This window comes from Paraglaciecola sp. G1-13, assembly GCF_055809255.1.
In genome coordinates, this window is record NZ_CM147903.1 from 3,050,878 (window position 1) to 3,071,557 (window position 20,680).

A 20,680-nucleotide genomic window follows, 5' to 3' on the forward strand; every position below is an offset into this window, starting at 1 on the left:
TTTTGTGCCCTAACGTTACTTATCTGTGGCGACCGCCGTATTACTATCAGACGTTTCTGCGCGCCAGGCGTCAATTGTTCGGTTTATTAACTCAGCCGTTTCTACCGGTGACTCCAAAGGAAACATATGCCCGCCGCTAAACACCTCATGAGTGAGATGATTAGCCTTAATAAATGGCCTAATACGACGCTCAGTACACACATGGGTTTGAGAGCCCGTGACCAGTAGCGCTGGGCAGGTAAGTTTCCCATAGTACTTATATATATTGTGAGGAAGGTTTCTGAAAATAGAAGCCTCGACCTCAGGTTCAAAATGCAAGTGTCGGTGTTGCTCTTGAACGTGCGTTACACTGCTAACATAATCCGCAATGCAGTCACTATCTATATTTTTAAACAGCGCTCTAGCTTGAAAGTAAGCCACTAAATCTTCATCTTTTCCCCACTGTTTACAGCGCGTTACTGTTTTACCCGCGGGGGTTATCTTGTCAATTAACGGTGTGGCTTTGGCCCCCCTAAAGAAGACGCGAGTTAAGCCCGTGATCATGGGCGGATCAAGCATAATCAACCCCTTGAATAAATCAGGACGGGTACATGCAGCCATATAAGACACCACCCCACCAAATGAATGCCCTATGCCGTAAACTGGCTGGTTTTCGGTAGATTCAATATGGGTGATTAACTCTTGGGTTTGATTACCCCAGTTTTTAGAGATTGGAAACCGGTTTGTATGGCCAAATTTTTCTATAGCAGACACGCAATAGTCGCTATTGAGCGCGCTAAATAACTTACGGTAACTCCCTGCTGGGAAGCCATTTGCATGGGCAAAATGCAGATGCACATCGTTATTTTGTTCCAACCTCATCCCCCTTAAATTCATAGTAGCTCTATCCATTACGTTTCTCTGCAGCAGCCCAATCAGCAGGGATTTTGCGAGCGGTCCATATGAAAGCGACAATCGCCAAAACATAGGGTACTGAAACAGCCGACAAGGCTAAACGCAAAGCTTCCACTTCACCATGCTCAGCAGTTAACGATTTACTCAAAATTCCGATGAAAGTAGGACCTCCGCCCAGTGCAATAATGTTTAAGACAAAGAAGAATAAGGCTGTCGACATAGCACGCACCTTAACCGGTGCCAGTGTTTGCGCCAAGGCAAACGATGGCCCCAAATAAAAACCACTGGTAAATAGCAGCACCGTCAGCAGCATCAGAGACGTGTTTAAATCAGTAACCTGCACAGAATAAATATATGCAGGCACCCCAACTAAAAGCCCAAGAGCAGGCACCCAACCGTACGCCCCTCTGTTAGTTTTGCCCCATTTATCTGTGATTGCTCCACCGAACCAAACGCCAAACGCATAAGCAGTGCCGTTGATAATACCCACTTTGATTAGCAGGCTAGTCAAGTCCAAGTTCGGATAGGCGCGTAAATAGAAGTCCATCATCCAAGTAGAAATGGCATAACTTCCAAATGAGGCTAAAGAAATCGCAATACACATGCCCCACCACGACGGTATTGTTAACAGTACTTTGATGGACTGCCAGGAAGGTGTTTTAGCAGCCGCGGAATGTAAGTTCCCTCCCCTAGGCGGCTCCTTTATCGTTAACTTAAGCAAAATAGCGAGTAGTACCCCAGGGATACCCACACTGAGCATGACAAGCCGCCAGTTAGCATCCCCACCTTTTAAAATAAAAGCGGAAGCAAAAAACGCCAGCATGATCCCAAATGGGATCCCTAACGAATAAATCGCTAACGCACCTGCACGTTTTTCTTTGGGGTAAAGGTCAGACAAGATAGAATGAGAAGGTGGACTGCCACCCGCTTCACCGATCCCCACACCAATTCTCGCAATGGCAAGTTGCGTATAGGTCGTAGCCATACCAGACAGTGCGGTAAAACCACTCCAAAGCGTGAGGGAAATCGCAACGATGTTAACGCGACTATAGCGGTCTGCTAACCAAGCAATAGGAATTCCCACCACCGTGTAAAGCACCGCGAAATAGAGCCCTTTTAACCAGCCTAATTGCGCGTCATTTAAACCCAAGTCAGCTTTAATAAAGGGCGATAAAATACCGATGATTTGTCGGTCGATAAAATTAAAGGCATAAACCAAGGTCAATATTGTTAATACGTAGGTACGATAAGGTTTGCTCACCTGATTAAAATCTTCCTGCTGAACAACAGGGCTTTCGCTGGTATTCACTGTCATTATTGCTCCCTCAATTTAGATATTCTGCCCACAATAAACACCCTCATAGTAATCTTGTCGGTGTCTACATAACAAGCCATTTTGTATCAACAATGTAAAATAAATGTAAACATAACAAACACTTATATACCCATATAACACGAGCAAATTGTTCTATTGAATAGCTAGGATGTTAGAATTTTTACGTGGTAGAATTGCCCACAGACATCCGACCAGTTCTGCTATGCGTGCAGACCCAACATAAGTGACTGGATTTATGCATATTGATGACCTTATCGACGCGACAAATCACTATATCAATAGTGATGAACAAGCTAGAGCCCAACTCACTATCCCTAAAGAATGGGCCCAAGGACGCACCGCATATGGTGGTTTAACTGGCGCCTTGGTATATAGCGCTATCCGTCAAAAAGTCAGTAACGATCGAGTACTTAGATCGTTTGCATGCAATTTTGTCGGCCCAGTTATGACTGAGGCATCCTTTGACATCGAAGTTGAAATATTGCGAGAAGGTAGGAATGTTACGCAAGTGATAGGTAAGGCAATTCAAGATGGCAAGGTATGCGTGATGGTGCAAGCTGCCTTTGGTGTTTCACGAGACTCAAAAATTGATGTACGCAATACTGATACACATGCAATGCGAGCCCCTACCAAAGCAGATTTTCTGCCTCAAATCCCTAAGATTACGCCTAAGTTTTTACGCCATATAGACTTGGCTAGACAAGGTGGAGGCCTGCCCTTTACAGGAAGTAAAGAAAGCAAAATTGATGGTTGGATGCGATTTACTAAACCACCAAAAGAACTAACTGATGCCCATCTAATCGCTCTTATCGATGGATGGCCACCCACCACTTTGCAAATGCTTAAATGGCCAGCACCCGCAAGTACTATGAGTTGGAACATTGAATTTATTTACCCTCATTACACCTTTTCCCCTGAAGACTGGTTTGCCTATCAAGTGCGCACACGTCAAGCCGCAGATGGCTACGCACAAACTGAAGCGAATATATGGGATACCCGAGGGCAGTTAATTGCAATCAGTAGACAAACCATTGCCGTGTTTGATTAGTGAGAATAAGCCATATTGAACACCACTAAAAAGAGCGCTGATAAGCGCTCTTTTTTTATCCTACTCGTAACTAGTTAGTTCTCTACGGGATAAGGTTCAGCCCAATTTAGTAAATGCTAAAGGTTGACGGGCTAAAAATAGCCAAGGTACTGATCAGCTGCATATTGGTAAAATCGAGCGCCGCGTCCAAATCTTCGTCATCTAAGTCGAGGATTTCATATTGCGCAGGTTCGATATTATCGAGTCGATTATAGATCTCACTGTATACGTTATTGAGCGCCAAACTAGACGCAAGCTGCAGTATTTTCTCTTCATGACTTTGTGCTTTGTGCAAAGAAGCATGCTGGTGGGCAATAGGCCCATAAATTTCACTGGGGATCCCCCAAAGCTTGAGCAATTCAGCGCTTATTTGCGCGTAGCTCAAACCAAGATACTTATTCTGCAAGGTGACAGGGCAATGCTCCGCCGAAAATGAACTGCACTGCGTTGCTACGTCCGGTGTAAGCTGCAACACGGCTAATTCGCCAATATTGTGTAGTAAACCGCACACAAACATCTTATCGGGATTTTTAGCGGACGTCTCTTGAGCAATGTATTTTGCTAACAAGCCACAGCTCACCCCTAGCTCCCAAAAAACACTGAAGTCCACCTCACTGTCATTCATATCTTTAAAAGCGTGTGAGATGCCGTACGCGAGCACTAAATCATAAACTGAGTCTGTTCCTATGACTTGAATCGCTTTATTAACGGTGGTTATCACTGTGGGAAATTTGTATAAGGCGCTGTTAGCTATTTTCAAAATTTGCGCTGCAATCGCCGGATCGTAATTTATGACCTCTGCCACTTCGTTGATAGAAGCACTGCCATCATCAATAAGCTGTTTTATTTTTGTGACTGAGTCAGGCAATACAAACAAATCACCTGCTTTTTCGGCATACTCAAGAGCATTCATACGCACGTTTATCCTTAATTTGATTATGTAAGAGTGTAAGTCAACCCATCTCTAATGTTCAAGATTAATACATCTAACGCTATGTAAATAGAAAAATGAAGAATAGTTACAAGGTAAATTAAATTCCATCGGTAAAACCTTGCTCAATTAATACTAAAGTATAATCATACAGAGACACAGTACCGACTAATCAACCTTAAAGAAAGCGAATAACTGATGACGAAATTTTGATCAGAACCGAACGCTTTGCAAAGAAGTAAAATTACAGATTGATTTAAGCACCACAAGAATAGCGATTACAGAACACAAGCACGTCGAAGATGTATCGCTGCAAAAATAAATTAGGTTGTTTTAGCAAAATGGGAAATCAAACGAAGAGATAAAATAAACTGGAGATTAGATGGTGGGTCGTGCTGGATTCGAACCAGCGACCAATTGATTAAAAGTCAACTGCTCTACCAACTGAGCTAACGACCCATCTAATTGTAACGCTTTGAATTGTTTGATTTAACTGGTGGGTCGTGCTGGATTCGAACCAGCGACCAATTGATTAAAAGTCAACTGCTCTACCAACTGAGCTAACGACCCATCAAATTAAATCTAACTGCAAATCAACTAAGGGAAAATATACCTTTCTTGCTTTGCTTCTCGTCTCTCGGTGACGAGGGCGCATATAATACTGAATTCGAAACTTCATGCAACCTTAAATTAAGCTTTATTTTCATAATTCGTATCGTTTGCTGAAAAAGCATACAAAACGCATGTTGCACGGTTATTTTTTACGCTAAAACGAAGCATTAACACTAATAAAATAAGGAATGCCGTTATCTATTTAACGGCATTTAATTTAATTTCAGCCAGTTTCCTTGCTGAAGAAGTCGGGTATTCCGTTAACACTTTTTTCCATAATTGTTCTGCTCGGGCAATATTTGAACGCTCTTGCTCACAAATACCTAATTTCAACATGGCATCTGCGCGCTTCGAAGAATCCGGAAATTGATTCATCAATGTTTCAAACTGATTTGCCGCTGCCGCCCAATCTTGTTTATTAAATAACAATTGCCCTAACCAGTAATGCGCATTTGAGGCATAACTAGAATTAGGGAAGTTTTGCAAGAAGGATTGGAACTCAGGAATAGCATCATCATACAGCTTGTCTTTTAAGATAAGGTTGACAGCTTTATCATACGCTTGATCTTCATTCAGGCTAGTTTGGGAGCTAGGTTGGCTAACTTGATTAGTCTGATTAAACTCGTCAGTGGCTCCACTGCCATTTTGTGTCATCACAGCAGCAATGCGTTTATCAATCTCTAAATACAGCTCTCGTTGACGCTCTAATATCCGCTCTAGTTGATAATTATGCTTCTCAATACTGCCACGTAACTCATTCACTTCATTCTGAAGCAAATCCAGCTGCTCCTGAACGCGATGTTGCTGCGCTGTACGTGTATTAAAAAGGCGCTCTAAGGTGGTTAGACGTGACTCTGTACTGCCACTGCTTACATCCGCTACAGGCGCAGGAGCCGCATTTACTGCGGCTCCAAATATCGCTGTCAGAGTAAGCGCAAGAATGCGTTTATTCATAAATCCAACTTTTATTGATATACAAGAACACCACGACGGTTTTCAGCAAATGCAGCTGCAGTGCCTGATGTATCAACTGGCTTTTCTTCGCCATATGAAACAACAGAAACTTGAGATGCGCTCACACCAGCATTCATCAAGTATGTCTCAACTGATTTAGCACGGCGTTCACCTAACGCAATGTTGTATTCAGGCGTACCGCGGTTATCACAATGGCCTTCAATAACTACTGCTTGGCCTGGGTTTTTCACCAAGAATGCAGCGTGTTGATCAAGCAAAGAGTAATACTTAGAACTGACGCTTGAACGGTCGAAATCAAAATAAACAACCTGATCTTCCATCAATGCACTTTTTTCTTTCTGCATGACTTCTTCAGGAGACAACATAGGCTTCATATTGCCTGCTTGCACTTTTGCTTCTTCTGCCGCCTTGCGGTCAGCTTCAGCTTGGGCAGCAGCAACACGGTTACTCTCTGCGGCTAACTCTTCTTCGCTAGGACCTGATGAACAAGCAACCATTGTCACAATAGGTAGTGCAAGTGTGATGCCTTTGAATATTTTGCTAAGTTGCATTTTCTAATTCCTTATTATTATTAAATTTATAAATAGGTTGAACTTGTTACAACAAAAATGGAGACCAACTTGGCGACTTAACCTGCCCATCAGAAGCGGGTAAACGCGCCTTAAAGCGACCATCCAAGGAAACCAAGGATAAAACTTGCTTGCCTTGGTGTAACGTACTGTAAATAATCATACTTCCATTTGGTGCAATACTCGGGGATTCATCCAAATAGGTTTTGGTTAATACCTGAATATTTCCGTTTTCTAAATCCTGAGCGGCAATATGGTAGTTCCCTCTGGTACGGTTGACCATAACCATGCGACCGCCGTCTGGGGTGATGGTTCCCCCAAGGTTCATTTCGCCATCAAACGTTACCCTTCTGACGTTGTTACTGGCTAAATCTACGCGATATATTTGCGGTTTACCACCCCGTTCGGAACTAAATATCAAGCTCTTACCGTCGGGTGTCCAGCTCGGTTCCGTGTCTATCGCTCGGTTGCGAGTTATCCGCTCTAGGCGTTTAGAAGCCACGTCCATCACGTAAATCTCTGGGTTACCGTCTTTCGATAACACCATGGCTAATTGCCTACCGTTGGGTGAGAAAACCGGCGCACTGTTTATGCCAGGAAAATCGGTCATTTGCGTTCGGCTCATGGTGTATAAGTCTTGAATGTATATCTGTGAGCGCTTATTTTCAAATGTGACATAAGCCAGCTTGGTCCCGTCAGGCGACCAAGAAGGAGACATCAAAGGCTCTTTAGAGCGCAGTAACATCGTCTCGTTAACACCGTCATAGTCTGCAACAACGAGCTGATAAGGAAACTCATTGGTTTTACGGTCCCGCACAACAACGTAAGCAATACGCGTCATAAAGGCGCCCTTCTCACCCGTTAATTTTTCGTACACCACATCACTGATGCGATGAGCGTATTGTCTAAATCCTTGGCCTGTAATAACAGTCTGGCGGCTATCTAAAATGTGGTCGTTACTGTTGGTTAATTTACCACCGCTTAATGCCCGCGCATTGCCACCGGTGATTTGACCTCTAATAGCGTCGACTAATGTGAAGTTAACACGATAACGATCAGGGCCTTCAGGGGTGACCGAACCCACCAAAATAGCTTCGACGCCGGTTGCTGCCCAAGCACTATAATCCAATTCACTGTCGTTATGAGGTTGCCCTGGCATGTCAGTGCTATCGATAGGGCTAAACTTACCGCTTCGTAATAGGTCGCCGCTAACCACTTCGGATAAGCTTTCTGGCATTTGGCCTGGGCCATTCCACTTGAATGGCACAATGGCAATTGGTCGCGCAGAATCGATTCCTTCGGTGATCACAATTTCCAAACTCGCCTGGCTAGATGCAGTGAGCATTACACTTAAAAACGTTAAAACACGGGTCAATCTTGTCATTATAAATCGGGCTCTACAGTTAAATTAATATCACGGAGCTTCTCATACACATCAGCTTCCTTTGATACCGGAAGGGTACCGGCCTTGAAAACAGCAGATTTAGCAGCTCTGCATAAGATAGGATCTCCACCTAGTTCTTTTACCTGAATAACTAAACCAGACGATGCTAAACGGATATTCAACTGGCAGGATTTTCCGCGCATTGAGTTATCTACAATTAGCTGTCGCTGAATAGCTTGATGGATCAGGGCTTGGTACTTTTGTACTTCGGTTAGAACTTGCTTGCTTCGTCGCTGCTGGCGCACAGCCTGCTCAGCTTCAAGTTGATCTTGCAAGGCACGCTCTTGACGCGCTTTCTCCGCTGCTTCTGCTTTCTTACGCTGCGCCTCTTTCAAGGCTTTTTCTTCCTTCTCGCGCGCTTCCTTGGCCTTTCTAGCTCGCTCTTCCGCCTTCTTACGCTCTAACTCTTTGCGTTTACGCTCCGCCTCCGCTGCTTTCGCTTTGGCCTTTTCTCGCTCTTGCTTTTTACGCGCAGCAATTGCAGCTTGCTCAGCCTGTTTACGTTCTTCACGTTGGCGCTTGGTGCGTTGCTCTATTTCAACCGCTTCTTGCTCTTGTTGTTTACGCTTGCGTTCGGCCTCGTTCGCACGCCGTTCCAGTTCAGCGATTCGGTCTTCTTCAACCTTTTGCTTGCGCTTCTTCTGATCTTCAATCCGCTTAATTTGGTCATCAACCGCGTTGGCATCTACCGCCACGGCCTCTATAACCGGTTGAGATGACGCCATTTCAGGCGTTTCTTGAGGCAACTTAACATCCATGCCTGCAAAGAGAAGCACTCCGAAAACGAGATGCAAACTCAGTGATTTAATCAAAGGTAGCGACAATTTTAACTTCATATCTGCTAAATGCTTACTTCTCAGGAGGGTCAGTCATAAGACCGACAGAAGGCGCACCAGCACGCTGCAAAAGCACCATCAACTGCACTATATTGCTGTACGGCACTGCGCCATCCCCTTTCACCACGACTGGGGTTTCAGGTTCAATTCGCAAATGCGCCGCAACTAATGTGGCCACATCTACAGCTGTCATGGCCTGCTCTTGGTCTTCAGCGATGTTCAGGAAGTAATTTCCATCTGCATCAACGGAAGCAATTAGCGGTGGCTTGCTATCATCTTCTAACGGTTGCGCTTCTGCTTTTGGTAAATCTACCTTAACACCTTGAGTCACAAGCGGTGCGGTTACCATAAAGATAATCAGCAACACCAACATCACATCGATGTAGGGCACAACATTGATTTCAGACACCGGACGACGGCGTTTTCTTACATACATAATCGTTGCCTATTAGCCCTGAGCTGGACCGTTGGTGACGGTATCCGCCTTTGTTACCAGCGACTGACGATGCAATATGCTGGAAAACTCTTCCATAAAGTTACCGTAGTTGTTTTCGAGCTTTTCTACTTGATGGCTGAAACGGTTATAAGCGATAACTGAAGGGATAGCGGCAAACAGCCCCATAGCGGTTGCGATCAACGCCTCAGCGATACCAGGCGCCACCATGGCTAGCGTGGCTTGTTGGACTTCACCCAAAGCGATAAACGCATTCATGATCCCCCACACAGTACCAAATAAACCGATATACGGGCTAATTGAGCCCACAGTCGCCAAGAACGGTAAACGGCTCTCTAATTCGTCAATTTCTCTAGACAAGGAAACACGCATCGCACGGTAAGTACCGTCCATTATCGCCTCAGATGGGGTAGATGACGACTTACGCAAGCGGACAAATTCTTTAAAGCCAGCACAGAATAAACTGGCCATACCTTGCACTGATTCTCGAGCAGCTAATTCTTGATAAAGGCGATTTAAATCGACCCCTGACCAAAATTTATCCTCAAATTTTTTCATATCATTTTTTGCTCGGCTCAACGCCTGCGAACGCTGAAAAATAAACGTCCAAGATGCCACAGACGCGGCTAATAACAACAACATCACAAGCTGAACTAATAAGCTAGCTTGCCAAAATAATCCAAATATTGATAACTCAGCCGACACGCGAGAATTCCTCTAGTATAAATCCGGGGATGGCGATAGGTTTCATTTGCTGAAGGTCCACGCACGCCACCCTAATTAAAGCACTGACCAAGCGTTGACCACTTGGACTTATTATTGTTTGTTTGAACACCAAACTTGCGCGTTTCAATTCTACTATTTCGCTTTGAATTCTCAATAGTTCATTAAATCGTGCAGGCGCTTGATTGTCCATTTCGACACGTTTGACGACAAAACCGATAGATCGTTCCAATAACCCATCTTGTTCAATCCCCATCGAGCGCAACCACTCTGTTCTGGCGCGCTCTAGAAACTTCAAATAATTCGCGTAATAAACAATTCCGCCTGCATCCGTATATTCATAATACACCCTTATTTGGTGTTCAAATACTGCTAAGTTTTTCTGCAACGTCACTTTTCCCCCACACTATTACATACCGTCTCCAACCAGCGCATAACTATGCGATGCAAAAGACTAATCATGATGCGCCACTAAAAATTAAAGCATTAAAATTCAAAAAGATAGATCCATTTAACTAAACCCAGCGTTGCAATACAACATAATAAGCGCGACAAATATGCATAGATATTCAATATTTTCGCAAAAATACGTTTATCAAAGATATTTGTAACAAAAAAAATAATAGGTTAAATAACACTCAGTAAAACATAAATCATTGTTTTTAATAAAAAAAATAAAAAATGACAGGTATTAACAAGTTTTATACAAAATAAGTAAAGACATTACGCATTAGAAAAACTAATCATAAAATGGTAATTTTTCTCAATTGTGGTTCTTCGCGGCGAGGCTATAATGACGTTGTCTTCTCGATTAGCGAATGTTTCCAACCAGGCGTTAATCAGATGCTATGTCGACTCCCTGTTGACTGACATGTTCCCTGGAATTTTATTCCATTCAACTTTATTTGTTGCTTTGCCCGCATAATTTATGCGGGCTTTTTTTTGCCTATTTTTTACGACCTAAAAAGTAATACCACTCCTTTGGCGGTATACAAAATCAATTAGGCTCGTAATCATAACCAAAATGCAAATATGCCCGCTGAGACACAATTCGCCCTCTTGGGGTACGCTGCAAGAACCCTTGTTGAATTAAAAAGGGCTCTATCACATCTTCTATCGTGTCTCGTTCTTCACCAATCGCCGCCGCTAAGTTATCGAGACCCACAGGCCCACCCATAAATTTATCTATGATGGTGATCAGCAATTTTCGGTCCATGTAGTCAAAGCCTTCTTTATCTACATCCAGCATATCCAGCGCAGCTGAAGCAACTTCACTGCTAATTTCACCGTTTGCTTTTATTTCGGCATAATCTCGTACCCTGCGCAGCAAGCGGTTACTGATACGCGGTGTACCGCGGGAGCGCTTGGCGATTTCCATCGCGCCTTCCTCGTCTAAATTTAATTCCAGGAAATGGGCAGAACGCTTTACGATTTGGGTTAAATCTTTAATATTGTAAAACTCAAGGCGCTGCACAATACCGAATCTGTCGCGCAATGGTGACGTCAATGAGCCTGCTCGTGTTGTTGCACCAATCAAGGTAAACGGCGGTAACTCAAGTTTAATTGAGCGGGCAGCAGGCCCCTCTCCTATCATGATATCCAGCTGATAATCTTCCATCGCAGGGTACAGAATTTCTTCCACCACTGGGCTCAAACGATGAATTTCATCGATAAACAACACATCGTTTTCTTCTAAATTGGTTAGCAGCGCCGCTAAGTCCCCCGCTTTTTCAAGCACCGGCCCTGAGGTCGTTTTGATACTCACGCCCATTTCGTTCGCCACGATATTCGCCAAGGTCGTTTTGCCTAAGCCTGGGGGGCCAAAAATCAATAAATGATCCAACGCATCACTGCGTTTACGCGCGGCCTGAATAAAGATATCCATTTGCTCACACACATGGTCTTGCCCTGTATAATCCGCCAGCATTTTAGGGCGAATAGCACGATCGATGACTTCATCTTCGCGTAGGGCGGTAGGTTGAATGAGACGATCGGCTTCTATCATGAGAATTATTTAACTTTTGGTAGTGGTTTTATATACAGTGCGTAGTCTATGAGAGTCGAGACGGATACTCAAGCAAACTGCATAGACTATTTAATAACGGGCTTTTAGGCCTGTATTTTCCTAGGTGAAATCAGATCATTGCCCGCAATGCTTCGCGAATTAATTCTTCACTGGTGATGTCTTTTACATACACAGAATTTATCACTTTACTCGCTTGAGGCGCCTTATACCCAAGTGCTATCAGTGCGCTTAGGGCTTCTTCTTTCGCATCACTTGAAGTAACAAAGGTATTTTCAATACTATTAGTATTGCCTTGCAGAGCAAAATCATCACTTGCAGATTGCTCTAAGCTTAGTTTTTTAAAGCGATCGCGCATTTCTATCACTAAACGCTCTGCGGTTTTCTTACCAACGCCAGGTAACTTCACCAAAGCGGTAATGTCTTCGTGTGCAACACACTGCATGAAATGCTGCCCCGACATGCCCGACAAAATCGTTAATGCCAATTTAGGCCCTACGCCGCTGGCTTTAATTAACTCTCTAAATACGGCGCGCTCATTTTTATCAGCAAAACCAAACAACAATTGTGCATCTTCACGCACCACAAAATGAGTATAAACGCTGGCCTCGGCACCTACCTCAGGTAATTGATAAAAACTGGTCATGGGAATTTGAATTTCATAACCGACCCCAGCTACATCGATGAGTACCTCTGGTGGCTGTTTTTCTACTACTGTGCCGCGTATTCTGCCTATCATGTTCATTCTCTAGTGTTGTTATTTATCGTAATCTGCCGCGTACGGTTTTTTTCACCTGACCTGACATCTTGATGAGGTTTTCGTTGGTGTGGCTATGGCAAAGCGCAACCGCTAATGCATCTGCAGCATCAGCTTGAGGCGTGCCCGGTAGCTTCAAAATAAACGTGACCATATGTTGTACTTGGCTTTTTTGTGCGTTCCCGTTGCCCACCACAGATTGTTTAATTTGCCGAGCGGAATACTCCGCCACATCAAGTCCTTGGTTGGACGCTGCAACAATAGCCGCGCCTCGGGCTTGACCCAGTTTTAACGCTGAATCAGGGTTTTTAGCCATAAAGACTTGCTCAATAGCGAACATATCGGGTTTATATTGCAGTATTAACTGGCTGACACCGTCAAATATTTGCTGTAATCGCGGCGCCAGTGCGTCCCCCTGCATTCGAATACAACCACTGCCTAAATATTGTTGTTGTCGCCCTGCCCTTTGTATTACGCCGTAGCCAGTAATGCGTGAGCCAGGATCGATGCCGAGAATAATTGCCACGAGTTTCAATGTACCTATTAATTATATATTGCCGATTTACGTTGGCATGTTCGCATCAGGTACGCAATCTTTGATTGCAGCCCGATTTGTATCAGACCAGACTTTAGCCATGGCAGCGTTTTTTTCTAACCATTGATAGGCTAAATGCTCGGTGAGGATAATAGCTACATCATCCTTTACTTGTATTGAAAATACATGCTCGGTATTAAAGGGCGTGTTTGGCGGGTAGCGATGTTGCCAGATGTCACGAATGGCGTAACGATTGATCTGCTGATGATCGTGTAAGTGATAACCCGCTTGTTGAATATCAATGCCGGTTTCTTCTTTGACTTCTCTTAGGGCGGTATTGATAGCCAACTCGCCGATTTCCAGTGTACCGGTCACCGACTGCCAAAAGTTAGGATCATCTTGGCGCTGCATCACTAACACTCGGCATTGGCAGTCATATATGACCACCAATGCCGATTCAGGACGCCGATAAGCATTTTTGCTAGTTTGCAGAAAAATTACTCCGCGCTTGGGGCTTTTTCCTGAACGATGTCAGTCTTGATTGACAACTCTTTCAATTGCTCGTCACTGGCAATACCAGGGGCATCCGTTAATGGACACGCAGCGGTTGTTGTTTTCGGGAACGCCATCACGTCACGAATAGACGTTGCCCCCGTCATCAGCATTACTAAGCGGTCTAAACCAAATGCTAAACCGGCATGAGGTGGCGCACCAAATTTGAGGGCATCCAGTAAGAAGCCAAATTTCACTTCCGCTTCTTCTTCGCTGATCCCCAAGATATTAAACACTTTAGCTTGCATGTCTTGGTTATGAATACGCACCGAACCACCGCCTAATTCACAGCCGTTCAATACCATGTCATAAGCATTTGATAACGCATTGGCGGGGTCTGCAGCAAGTTGCTCTGCCGTCATGTCACGAGGAGCGGTAAATGGATGATGCAGCGCATAAAACTGGCCATCGAATTCTTCAAACATAGGGAAGTCAATCACCCAAAGCGGTTTCCACTCACCTTCAAGCAAGTCTAAATCTTCACCCACTTTCAAGCGCAGTGCCCCCAATGCTTCGGTTACAACCGTTGCGCTGTCAGCCCCAAACAATAGAATATCACCGCTTTGTGCTTCAACTCTTGATAGCACTTGCTTGGCCACATCTTCACCTAAGAATTTCAAGATAGGCGATTGCAAACCTTCAAGGCCAGCATCGATATCGTTTACTTTCATCCACGCTAGGCCTTTAGCACCATAAATCCCGACAAATTTAGTGTATTCATCGATTTGCTTACGGGTCATGCTCGCACCGCCTGGGACGCGGATAACCGCTACGCGGCCTTTAGCATCATTTGCTGGGCCAGAGAACACTTTAAACTCTACATCTTTTAAGATATCCGCCACGTCAACCAACTCTAATGGGTTACGTAAATCAGGCTTGTCACTGCCAAATCGGCGCATGGCATCGGCATAAGTCATTTGCGGGAATTCGCCTAAATCAACGTTCAGCATTTTCATGAACAAGTTGCGGATCATCCCTTCAGTGATTTCCATTACTTGCTCGGCACCCAGAAAGGTGGTCTCGATATCGATTTGAGTAAATTCAGGCTGACGATCGGCACGTAAATCTTCGTCACGGAAACATTTAACGATTTGGTAGTAGCGGTCCATACCGGACATCATCAACAATTGCTTAAACAATTGAGGTGACTGGGGTAACGCAAAGAACTTCCCTTTATGGGTACGACTTGGCACTAAATAATCCCGAGCGCCTTCAGGGGTCGCTTTGGTCAGCATAGGCGTTTCGATATCAAGGAAGCCATCGCCTTCAAGATAACTGCGTACGGCGCTGGTGACTTTTGCACGAAACTTAAGACGGTCACTCATCACTGGACGACGAAGATCAAGGTAGCGATATTTCAAACGCTGCTCTTCTGAGTTCTCTTGATTGCTGTCCAGTGGCAAGACAGCTGATTTGTTCAAAATCGTTAAGCCTTTGCCTAAGATTTCGATTTCGCCGGTGCCCATGTCTTTATTCACTTGCCCTTGCGGACGAGCACGAACCAGACCTTCAATTTGAACACAAAATTCGCTACGCAAGCTGTTTGCGGTATCAAACAATTCGGCCAAGTCTGGATCGTAAACCACTTGAACGATACCTTCGCGGTCGCGCAAGTCGATAAAAATAACCCCACCCAAATCGCGGCGACGGTTTACCCAACCGCAAAGAGTGACTGTTTGTCCGATGTGTGATGCATTGATGTTGCCGCAATAATCTGTGCGCATGATGAAATAAGCCTCTAAACCAAGCTACTATAATATAAGAAAAATAAGGCCGCGTAGTATATACCCAAAGCACACAATCCCCAAGAGCTGAGGCAGTCATAAAGATAATGAGTGACGTTAATGATTAAGTTGCACAAATATGACCCACATTGACGCTTTTCGCGGGACTTTATACCTATAAACAATTAACCACTCAGCGAAAATTCCCTAGAATGGGTACAAATTCGAATTTCCGGCCCTGCATTATTTTACGTAAGTGCAATAATTGTTATTCTTGTGACTCATAGTCACGAGAGTCCTTATGCTAAGAGTTAATATAGGCTGTCCTATTTGGACCCATGATGCTTGGTTTAGCAGTATTTACCCGCCCAAAAGCAGTAAAAAGACTGCCCTGCAATCCTATAGCAGGCTGTTTAATAGCGTAGAATGCAATAGCAGTTTTTATCATTTACCCAATCAAGACACCCTTAAAAAATGGCGCGACAGCGTGCCTGATGATTTTCGCTTTGTTCTAAAGTTACCCCGCAGTATTAGTCATTCGGGTCAACTCGATATATGCACAGGCGAACTAAAGCACGCGATCGATAACTTAGCTGTGCTCGGCGAAACCCTTGGCGGCGTTATGTTACAGCTACCAAAGCAATTTACCCCAGCACATATCAACCAACTTGGCGTCCTCCTTGACACCATACCAACAGATTTACCTATGAGTGTGGAAGTCCGCCACTTGGCGTTTTTTCAAAAGGGCGAACAAGAAAAAGCGTTGAATCAGTTGTTACTTTCACATAAAGCAGACCGAGTGATAATGGATACCCGCGCCTTATTTGCTTGTGATCCAAGTCAATTCACCGGTGAAGAGCGCGAATTAGTCATCGATGTTCAACGTAAAAAGCCGCGGGTCCCCACCAATGTTATCGCTACCGGTGATTCACCTGTCGTACGCTTTGTCGGCCATCAGCAGATTGACAAATGCACGTCGTTTTATCGCCCCTGGATCAAGAAAATAAAATATTGGCTGGATGAGGGTAAAAGCCCTTCTATTTTCTTTCATATGCCTGATAACAAAGATGCACCTTGGTTAGCGGCGACCTTTATTCATGATTACAACCTTACCTACCCTGATGCTCCGCTGCCTGCATTAGTATTACCAGCCTCGCAAAACAGCCATCAGCAGATATCTATATTTGACTCACTAACCCCTTAGCTAACACTTAAGCTGGTTGCTCACAGCACCAAAACTAAAAAACGCCCGAAGTGAATCACTGCCGAGCGCTTAGCTAATTTAGCAAATTTGTCTGTTTAGCTGGTTGAGTCGTTTATCTAAACAACACTTTTTCTTGTTTGAACCAGTACACACAAAATCCCAGCAGTAATGCAGCAATCAATGCCGTCGAAGCAAAAATGCCAATTAACTGAAAATAGTCCATGGTACCTTTTACCAGCTCTTTCATGGCCAGCGCTACATTTGTCAAAGGCACCCAAGCCCAACCGCCTTTAAGTTCAACTCCCGGCATGAGTGCCACCATGACCGGCATGATAACGAAAATCACTAACGGCCCCATATAACTCTGGGCCTCTTTAAAGCTACGAGCGTAAATTGAAATACTCAGCAATACTGCCGCAAAGATAGCCACCAGCGGGATCAGCATCAAAAACATCAAAACAAAATCAACAATGCCAATTTGGCTCATAAAGTCAGCTACAAACTGCATAGCAAACCCGCGGCTGAGCACTAACCCCCATACCGCCATGCTAACAACGGTAATCAATGCGGTGGTGGCGCCAGCACAAGCAATTGTTAAAAATTTACCTAAAACAATTTTCGTACGATCGATAGGTGAAATAAGCAGCGTTTCTAATGTGCCCCGTTCTTTTTCACCGGCACCAATGTCGGTCGCAGGAAACATCGCCCCTTGAAAACACAATACAAACAGTAAATATGGCAGCATACCACCTATTTTCTCGCCCCAACTTTCCCGTTGACCCGCTGTGCTTATTTGCTCAAGAACGATGGGGTTTAACAAAGCATCTTGCTGCACTAGGGTGACACCAAGTTCAGAAAACGCTGATGTTTGATACGCATCGGCATACTTTTGCACCATTGAATTCACACGGTTGCGCACCATGTTTAATCCCGCGTCATTTAAATAAAGTGTTATGTTTAGCTGACCGCTTCGAAGGATATCTGCACTGTAGTTTTCCGGCAGTACCATTACAAAATCAACGGTGTCACTGTTAATTAACGCCGTGTAATCGGCGTTAATGGCAATATCTACGCGCTCAAATTTATCTGAGGCTGCCAAGTCATTTGTTAGCTCTGGCGCATACTGGTCGTTCACCACCGCGTATTTCAGGACTTTGCTTTCCGCTTTTTCGAATGCCTGAGCGGTGAAATACGCCATTCCGCCAAAAATTAACGGGAAAATGAGGATCGGTAGCGCAATCATAAAAAACAACGTTTTACGGTCGCGCAGCAATTCTTTTATTTCTTTAAAAAAGACTAACCACATAGTATTTTCCCTCCTTATTGACGCTCAGTATCGATGCTGGTTAAAAAAGCTTGATGTAATGAACCATTAGCGAGCTGGGTAAACGCCTTCAACTCCCCGTCAAATTTGCTCAACCCTTGGTCGATAACCGCTACGCGGTCGCATAATTTGCTCACTTCATCTAAATGGTGGGTAGAGAATATCACCGGCGTGCCCTGCTCTTTTAGGCCGCGAATGAAGCGCAATACGGTTTGCGTCGCCATAATATCTAGGCCGGTTGTCGGCTCATCCAAGATCACAACTTCGGGGTCATGCACCACCGCTCGGGCGATCGCGACTTTTTGTTTCATACCGGTAGAGAAGTTCTCACTGCGCCGGTCTAAAAATGTATGCATATCAAGGAGCTCAGCAAGTGCCTCAATTTTGTGTTTGATTTGCACTGGCGTCATGCCATGTAATTTAGCGAAGTATTCAATGTTTTCACGACCAGAAAGCCGCCCGTATAAGCCTGTCGAGCCTGATAGAAAACCTATTTTTTTTCGCGCCATTACCGGATCCTGCAACACATCCGTACCATTAATGGTAATGCTGCCACTGTCGGGTTTGAGTGCCGTGGACAACATGCGTAATGTCGTGGTTTTGCCAGCACCATTTGGGCCCAGCAAACCTAATACTTCCCCTTGCTGGCAGGTGAAAGACACATCAATGACAGAATGAAAAAAGCGCCCTTTAAGTCTGGGATCTTTACGTTCTTGCTCACTGAGTTTTTTAGGATTTTCAACTGAAAACTTTTTGGCTAAGCCAACTATCTCGATCATTCTTTTACCCTATTTAACTCGCGACTGCTTTTTCGCTCACGGCCATTATTTTCGCTCACGGCTATTTTTTTGCTCACGGCTGTTTTTTTGCTCCAGCCCGCTGCTTGCCTTAGGTTGCAAATAGTTTGTTACTTTAGCCCAAATAGCTACAACCTAGTAGCTGAAAAATGCGACAATCATGTTTAAAATCATAAGATTAGTTATTTCAACAACCACAAAATAGGTTATACAAGGACACGTTTCATGGTCTCTCATCTCAATCCCTTCAGTGCCTGTATCGGTGTACTGCGCCATCCTAAGGCAACGTTTGCACAGTTAAAAGAGCAACATAACTGGTCGTGGTTGCCGTTTTTGTTGGTTACACTTGCCGCTGTTTTACCGGTTTATTACTATTTTCAGGTGGTTGATTTTCAGTGGTATAAAGAGGTCATTATTGCCAGTCAATTTGCCAACATCAGCCCCGGAGAACAACAAGCGATAAGCGCTTCACTCGACGCAACTAAAAGCATTGTTGGCACCGTGATTACCCCTGTGATTATGTTGTTAGTGTTGGTGTCTATTATCGCGCTTTACCTTAATGTGGTGACCAAATCAGATCCCCAGAACATCAATAGCTTTAGTGACTGGTTTGGTTTTACTTGGTGGATCTTATTGCCATCGTGCGTGGGCGCACTGTTTAGCGGCGTCATCCTTTTTTGGCTAGATCATGGGCAAATTAGCTTTGATGCTGTGTCTCCCAGCGCCTTATCGTTCCTATTTGCTATTCCCGTGTCCTCCTCATGGTTTGGATTAGCCAGTAGCATCAAACTGGAAATATTTTGGAGCATGTACTTACTCGCCATAGGCATTAGCCAGTGGGTCACGCTAAGTCGGCGAAGAGCATTAGTGATTGCGTTTGCCCCTTGTCTGACTCTCTGGCTAGCTTGGGCGTTAATTATCGCCTTTGACTAAATGCATTTGGTTGTCAGGTTTGATAAAGGACGAGGTGCTTAACCACGTTTAGGGCGAAAATAATCGGTATTTTGATAGAATTGTACGTCTGTATTAAGTTTACTCCACTGGGCAATCCCTAAAAGCGGTAAAGGTAATAAGGGTTTTGCTTGCTTAAAGAGTTCAGTGGTATTTATCAGCCCACACAAACACCGGTCAACTTCAGCGTTTTGCTCAAGCATGCTTCGCTGAGCAAACCCTGGCTCAACACGGACCGCCAGCCATTTTCCTGTTAATCCAATAAACGGGTTGAGCAACATTTCATAGTTGGCATGACCAAACATGCGGGCATGAATGCCTTCTCCCCACTGCGCTCTATTGCGGTACAACGCCTCAGTCCAGTGATGCTCACTCAGTAACTTAGTCACCTTTTTGCCCGCTGGTGATTCAACCGCCAAAATTACTCCACATTCATCAAAATGAGTAATATGGTTGCGCTGGCGACTACGTGGGCTCAGGCCGTTCTGTTTAATGTCTTCAACATGCAGTTGGTTTAGACGCGTTTTGGTGAGGGGATATTGCAACCATACCAAACCGTTGAACAAGTCATGCCAACCATTAGCTCTGGTAGGAATATGCCCTTGGTTGAATATAATTTGCTCATAGTAATTATCAGTCGGGAGCAAAGTGTCTTGGTCAATAAAATCTGGGACGTTTCGAACATCTGCTAAAAATCGTTGTTTCAAGGTATTTAACCCTTCAGCATTCGGCCAATCGGTAAAATCACTGAGAAAAAACTGAGCGTTTAAACGGGCTAACGGGGCGCAAGATAATTGCTGTGTAAAGGGTTCATTCCAGGGTAACGACATAAAAAGAAAAACAAAATTCGTTGCGAGTAAGTTGATGAGTGGCATTATATCAACTCCTTTGTGTCTCGTATCCACAGAATACATATAGGCATGACATAAATTAAAACTAGGTGAATATAACA

Annotated in this window: 21 protein-coding genes and 2 tRNA genes; 3 read left to right on the forward strand and 20 right to left on the reverse strand. The window is 44.3% G+C overall.

Translation table 11 applies throughout. The annotated features are described in order from the left end of the window. Positions 1-15 precede the first annotated feature (15 nt). On the reverse strand, positions 16-861 hold the full coding sequence (locus AC0L6N_RS12880) for an alpha/beta fold hydrolase (RefSeq protein ID WP_473481325.1): 846 nt from the start codon (positions 859-861) through the stop codon (positions 16-18). Between the two features lie 22 nt (positions 862-883). Continuing rightward, entirely contained in the window at positions 884-2,209 is a 1,326-nt protein-coding gene (locus AC0L6N_RS12885) for a spinster family MFS transporter (protein ID WP_473475042.1), read from the reverse strand. Positions 2,210-2,465: 256 nt separating this feature from the next. Between AC0L6N_RS12885 and AC0L6N_RS12890 the strand changes: the two genes are divergently transcribed. Then, a complete protein-coding gene (locus AC0L6N_RS12890) occupies positions 2,466-3,278 on the forward strand; it encodes an acyl-CoA thioesterase (RefSeq protein ID WP_473475044.1) in 813 nt (270 codons plus the stop codon). A gap of 106 nt (positions 3,279-3,384) precedes the next feature. Here AC0L6N_RS12890 and AC0L6N_RS12895 read toward each other — a convergent pair whose 3' ends face one another. The 15 genes from AC0L6N_RS12895 to aspS all read right to left on the reverse strand — a co-directional run bounded on the left by AC0L6N_RS12895 (position 3,385) and on the right by aspS (position 15,452). After that, entirely contained in the window at positions 3,385-4,230 is an 846-nt protein-coding gene (locus AC0L6N_RS12895; RefSeq protein WP_473481327.1) for an HDOD domain-containing protein, read from the reverse strand. A 401-nt stretch (positions 4,231-4,631) separates the two neighbouring features. Beyond that, positions 4,632-4,707, reverse strand: a tRNA-Lys gene (locus AC0L6N_RS12900). Positions 4,708-4,742: 35 nt separating this feature from the next. Then, a tRNA-Lys gene (locus AC0L6N_RS12905) sits at positions 4,743-4,818 on the reverse strand. 240 nt (positions 4,819-5,058) lie between these two features. Beyond that, positions 5,059-5,814 (reverse strand): tol-pal system protein YbgF, encoded by a 756-nt coding sequence (gene ybgF / locus AC0L6N_RS12910; RefSeq protein ID WP_011575700.1) that lies wholly within the window; start codon positions 5,812-5,814, stop codon positions 5,059-5,061. 11 nt (positions 5,815-5,825) lie between these two features. Then, on the reverse strand, positions 5,826-6,386 hold the full coding sequence (pal, locus tag AC0L6N_RS12915) for a peptidoglycan-associated lipoprotein Pal (RefSeq protein WP_011575701.1): 561 nt from the start codon (positions 6,384-6,386) through the stop codon (positions 5,826-5,828). A 46-nt stretch (positions 6,387-6,432) separates the two neighbouring features. Beyond that, entirely contained in the window at positions 6,433-7,788 is a 1,356-nt protein-coding gene (gene tolB, locus AC0L6N_RS12920) for a Tol-Pal system beta propeller repeat protein TolB (protein ID WP_473475047.1), read from the reverse strand. Then, positions 7,788-8,684, reverse strand: a complete 897-nt coding sequence (gene tolA, locus AC0L6N_RS12925; protein WP_473475049.1) for a cell envelope integrity protein TolA — start codon at positions 8,682-8,684, stop codon at positions 7,788-7,790. Before tolA ends, tolB begins: the two co-directional genes overlap by 1 nt. Before the next feature lie 13 nt (positions 8,685-8,697). After that, a complete protein-coding gene (gene tolR, locus AC0L6N_RS12930; RefSeq protein WP_011575704.1) occupies positions 8,698-9,120 on the reverse strand; it encodes a protein TolR in 423 nt (140 codons plus the stop codon). 12 nt (positions 9,121-9,132) lie between these two features. Continuing rightward, complete coding sequence (gene tolQ, locus AC0L6N_RS12935) at positions 9,133-9,843, reverse strand: protein TolQ (RefSeq protein ID WP_011575705.1); 711 nt, start codon at positions 9,841-9,843, stop codon at positions 9,133-9,135. Then, the gene (gene ybgC, locus AC0L6N_RS12940; RefSeq protein WP_473475052.1) at positions 9,833-10,255 is read right to left on the reverse strand and encodes a tol-pal system-associated acyl-CoA thioesterase; all 423 of its coding nucleotides are present in this window, start codon (positions 10,253-10,255) and stop codon (positions 9,833-9,835) included. The genes tolQ and ybgC overlap by 11 nt, the downstream gene beginning before the upstream one ends. A 603-nt stretch (positions 10,256-10,858) precedes the next feature. After that, a complete protein-coding gene (gene ruvB, locus AC0L6N_RS12945) occupies positions 10,859-11,866 on the reverse strand; it encodes a Holliday junction branch migration DNA helicase RuvB (RefSeq protein ID WP_473475054.1) in 1,008 nt (335 codons plus the stop codon). A 130-nt stretch (positions 11,867-11,996) separates the two neighbouring features. Further along, on the reverse strand, positions 11,997-12,623 hold the full coding sequence (gene ruvA, locus AC0L6N_RS12950; RefSeq protein WP_473475056.1) for a Holliday junction branch migration protein RuvA: 627 nt from the start codon (positions 12,621-12,623) through the stop codon (positions 11,997-11,999). A 22-nt stretch (positions 12,624-12,645) separates the two neighbouring features. Beyond that, the gene (gene ruvC, locus AC0L6N_RS12955; RefSeq protein WP_006993621.1) at positions 12,646-13,167 is read right to left on the reverse strand and encodes a crossover junction endodeoxyribonuclease RuvC; all 522 of its coding nucleotides are present in this window, start codon (positions 13,165-13,167) and stop codon (positions 12,646-12,648) included. Positions 13,168-13,203: 36 nt separating this feature from the next. Then, positions 13,204-13,668 (reverse strand): dihydroneopterin triphosphate diphosphatase, encoded by a 465-nt coding sequence (gene nudB, locus AC0L6N_RS12960; RefSeq protein WP_081429944.1) that lies wholly within the window; start codon positions 13,666-13,668, stop codon positions 13,204-13,206. Between the two features lie 5 nt (positions 13,669-13,673). Continuing rightward, positions 13,674-15,452, reverse strand: coding sequence for an aspartate--tRNA ligase (gene aspS, locus AC0L6N_RS12965; RefSeq protein WP_473475059.1), 1,779 nt, complete (start codon positions 15,450-15,452; stop codon positions 13,674-13,676). A 301-nt stretch (positions 15,453-15,753) separates the two neighbouring features. Between aspS and AC0L6N_RS12970 the strand changes: the two genes are divergently transcribed. Next, positions 15,754-16,656 (forward strand): DUF72 domain-containing protein, encoded by a 903-nt coding sequence (locus tag AC0L6N_RS12970; protein WP_473475061.1) that lies wholly within the window; start codon positions 15,754-15,756, stop codon positions 16,654-16,656. Between the two features lie 112 nt (positions 16,657-16,768). Here the strand turns inward: AC0L6N_RS12970 and AC0L6N_RS12975 are convergent, their stop codons facing one another. Together AC0L6N_RS12975 and AC0L6N_RS12980 are read right to left on the reverse strand one after the other, a co-directional pair. Next, positions 16,769-17,962, reverse strand: coding sequence for an ABC transporter permease (locus AC0L6N_RS12975; RefSeq protein ID WP_473475063.1), 1,194 nt, complete (start codon positions 17,960-17,962; stop codon positions 16,769-16,771). A gap of 14 nt (positions 17,963-17,976) precedes the next feature. Continuing rightward, positions 17,977-18,759, reverse strand: coding sequence for an ATP-binding cassette domain-containing protein (locus AC0L6N_RS12980; RefSeq protein WP_473475065.1), 783 nt, complete (start codon positions 18,757-18,759; stop codon positions 17,977-17,979). A gap of 243 nt (positions 18,760-19,002) precedes the next feature. Between AC0L6N_RS12980 and AC0L6N_RS12985 the strand changes: the two genes are divergently transcribed. Then, complete coding sequence (locus tag AC0L6N_RS12985) at positions 19,003-19,710, forward strand: Yip1 family protein (RefSeq protein ID WP_473475067.1); 708 nt, start codon at positions 19,003-19,005, stop codon at positions 19,708-19,710. A gap of 38 nt (positions 19,711-19,748) precedes the next feature. Here AC0L6N_RS12985 and AC0L6N_RS12990 read toward each other — a convergent pair whose 3' ends face one another. Continuing rightward, on the reverse strand, positions 19,749-20,603 hold the full coding sequence (locus AC0L6N_RS12990; RefSeq protein WP_473475069.1) for a DUF3025 domain-containing protein: 855 nt from the start codon (positions 20,601-20,603) through the stop codon (positions 19,749-19,751). Positions 20,604-20,680: the final 77 nt, after the last annotated feature.

Excerpts from the sequence above, each read along its gene's own strand:
- AC0L6N_RS12880 (WP_473481325.1), bottom strand. The coding sequence starts at position 861 with ATGAGGTTGGAACAAAATAACGATGTGCATCTGCATTTTGCCCATGCA.
- AC0L6N_RS12885 (WP_473475042.1), bottom strand. The coding sequence starts at position 2,209 with ATGACAGTGAATACCAGCGAAAGCCCTGTTGTTCAGCAGGAAGATTTT.
- AC0L6N_RS12890 (WP_473475044.1), top strand. The coding sequence starts at position 2,466 with ATGCATATTGATGACCTTATCGACGCGACAAATCACTATATCAATAGT.
- AC0L6N_RS12895 (WP_473481327.1), bottom strand. The coding sequence starts at position 4,230 with ATGAATGCTCTTGAGTATGCCGAAAAAGCAGGTGATTTGTTTGTATTG.
- ybgF (WP_011575700.1), bottom strand. The coding sequence starts at position 5,814 with ATGAATAAACGCATTCTTGCGCTTACTCTGACAGCGATATTTGGAGCC.
- pal (WP_011575701.1), bottom strand. The coding sequence starts at position 6,386 with ATGCAACTTAGCAAAATATTCAAAGGCATCACACTTGCACTACCTATT.
- tolB (WP_473475047.1), bottom strand. The coding sequence starts at position 7,788 with ATGACAAGATTGACCCGTGTTTTAACGTTTTTAAGTGTAATGCTCACT.
- tolA (WP_473475049.1), bottom strand. The coding sequence starts at position 8,684 with ATGAAGTTAAAATTGTCGCTACCTTTGATTAAATCACTGAGTTTGCAT.
- tolR (WP_011575704.1), bottom strand. The coding sequence starts at position 9,120 with ATGTATGTAAGAAAACGCCGTCGTCCGGTGTCTGAAATCAATGTTGTG.
- ruvB (WP_473475054.1), bottom strand. The coding sequence starts at position 11,866 with ATGATAGAAGCCGATCGTCTCATTCAACCTACCGCCCTACGCGAAGAT.
- ruvA (WP_473475056.1), bottom strand. The coding sequence starts at position 12,623 with ATGATAGGCAGAATACGCGGCACAGTAGTAGAAAAACAGCCACCAGAG.
- aspS (WP_473475059.1), bottom strand. The coding sequence starts at position 15,452 with ATGCGCACAGATTATTGCGGCAACATCAATGCATCACACATCGGACAA.
- AC0L6N_RS12970 (WP_473475061.1), top strand. The coding sequence starts at position 15,754 with ATGCTAAGAGTTAATATAGGCTGTCCTATTTGGACCCATGATGCTTGG.
- AC0L6N_RS12975 (WP_473475063.1), bottom strand. The coding sequence starts at position 17,962 with ATGTGGTTAGTCTTTTTTAAAGAAATAAAAGAATTGCTGCGCGACCGT.
- AC0L6N_RS12980 (WP_473475065.1), bottom strand. The coding sequence starts at position 18,759 with ATGATCGAGATAGTTGGCTTAGCCAAAAAGTTTTCAGTTGAAAATCCT.
- AC0L6N_RS12985 (WP_473475067.1), top strand. The coding sequence starts at position 19,003 with ATGGTCTCTCATCTCAATCCCTTCAGTGCCTGTATCGGTGTACTGCGC.
- AC0L6N_RS12990 (WP_473475069.1), bottom strand. The coding sequence starts at position 20,603 with ATGCCACTCATCAACTTACTCGCAACGAATTTTGTTTTTCTTTTTATG.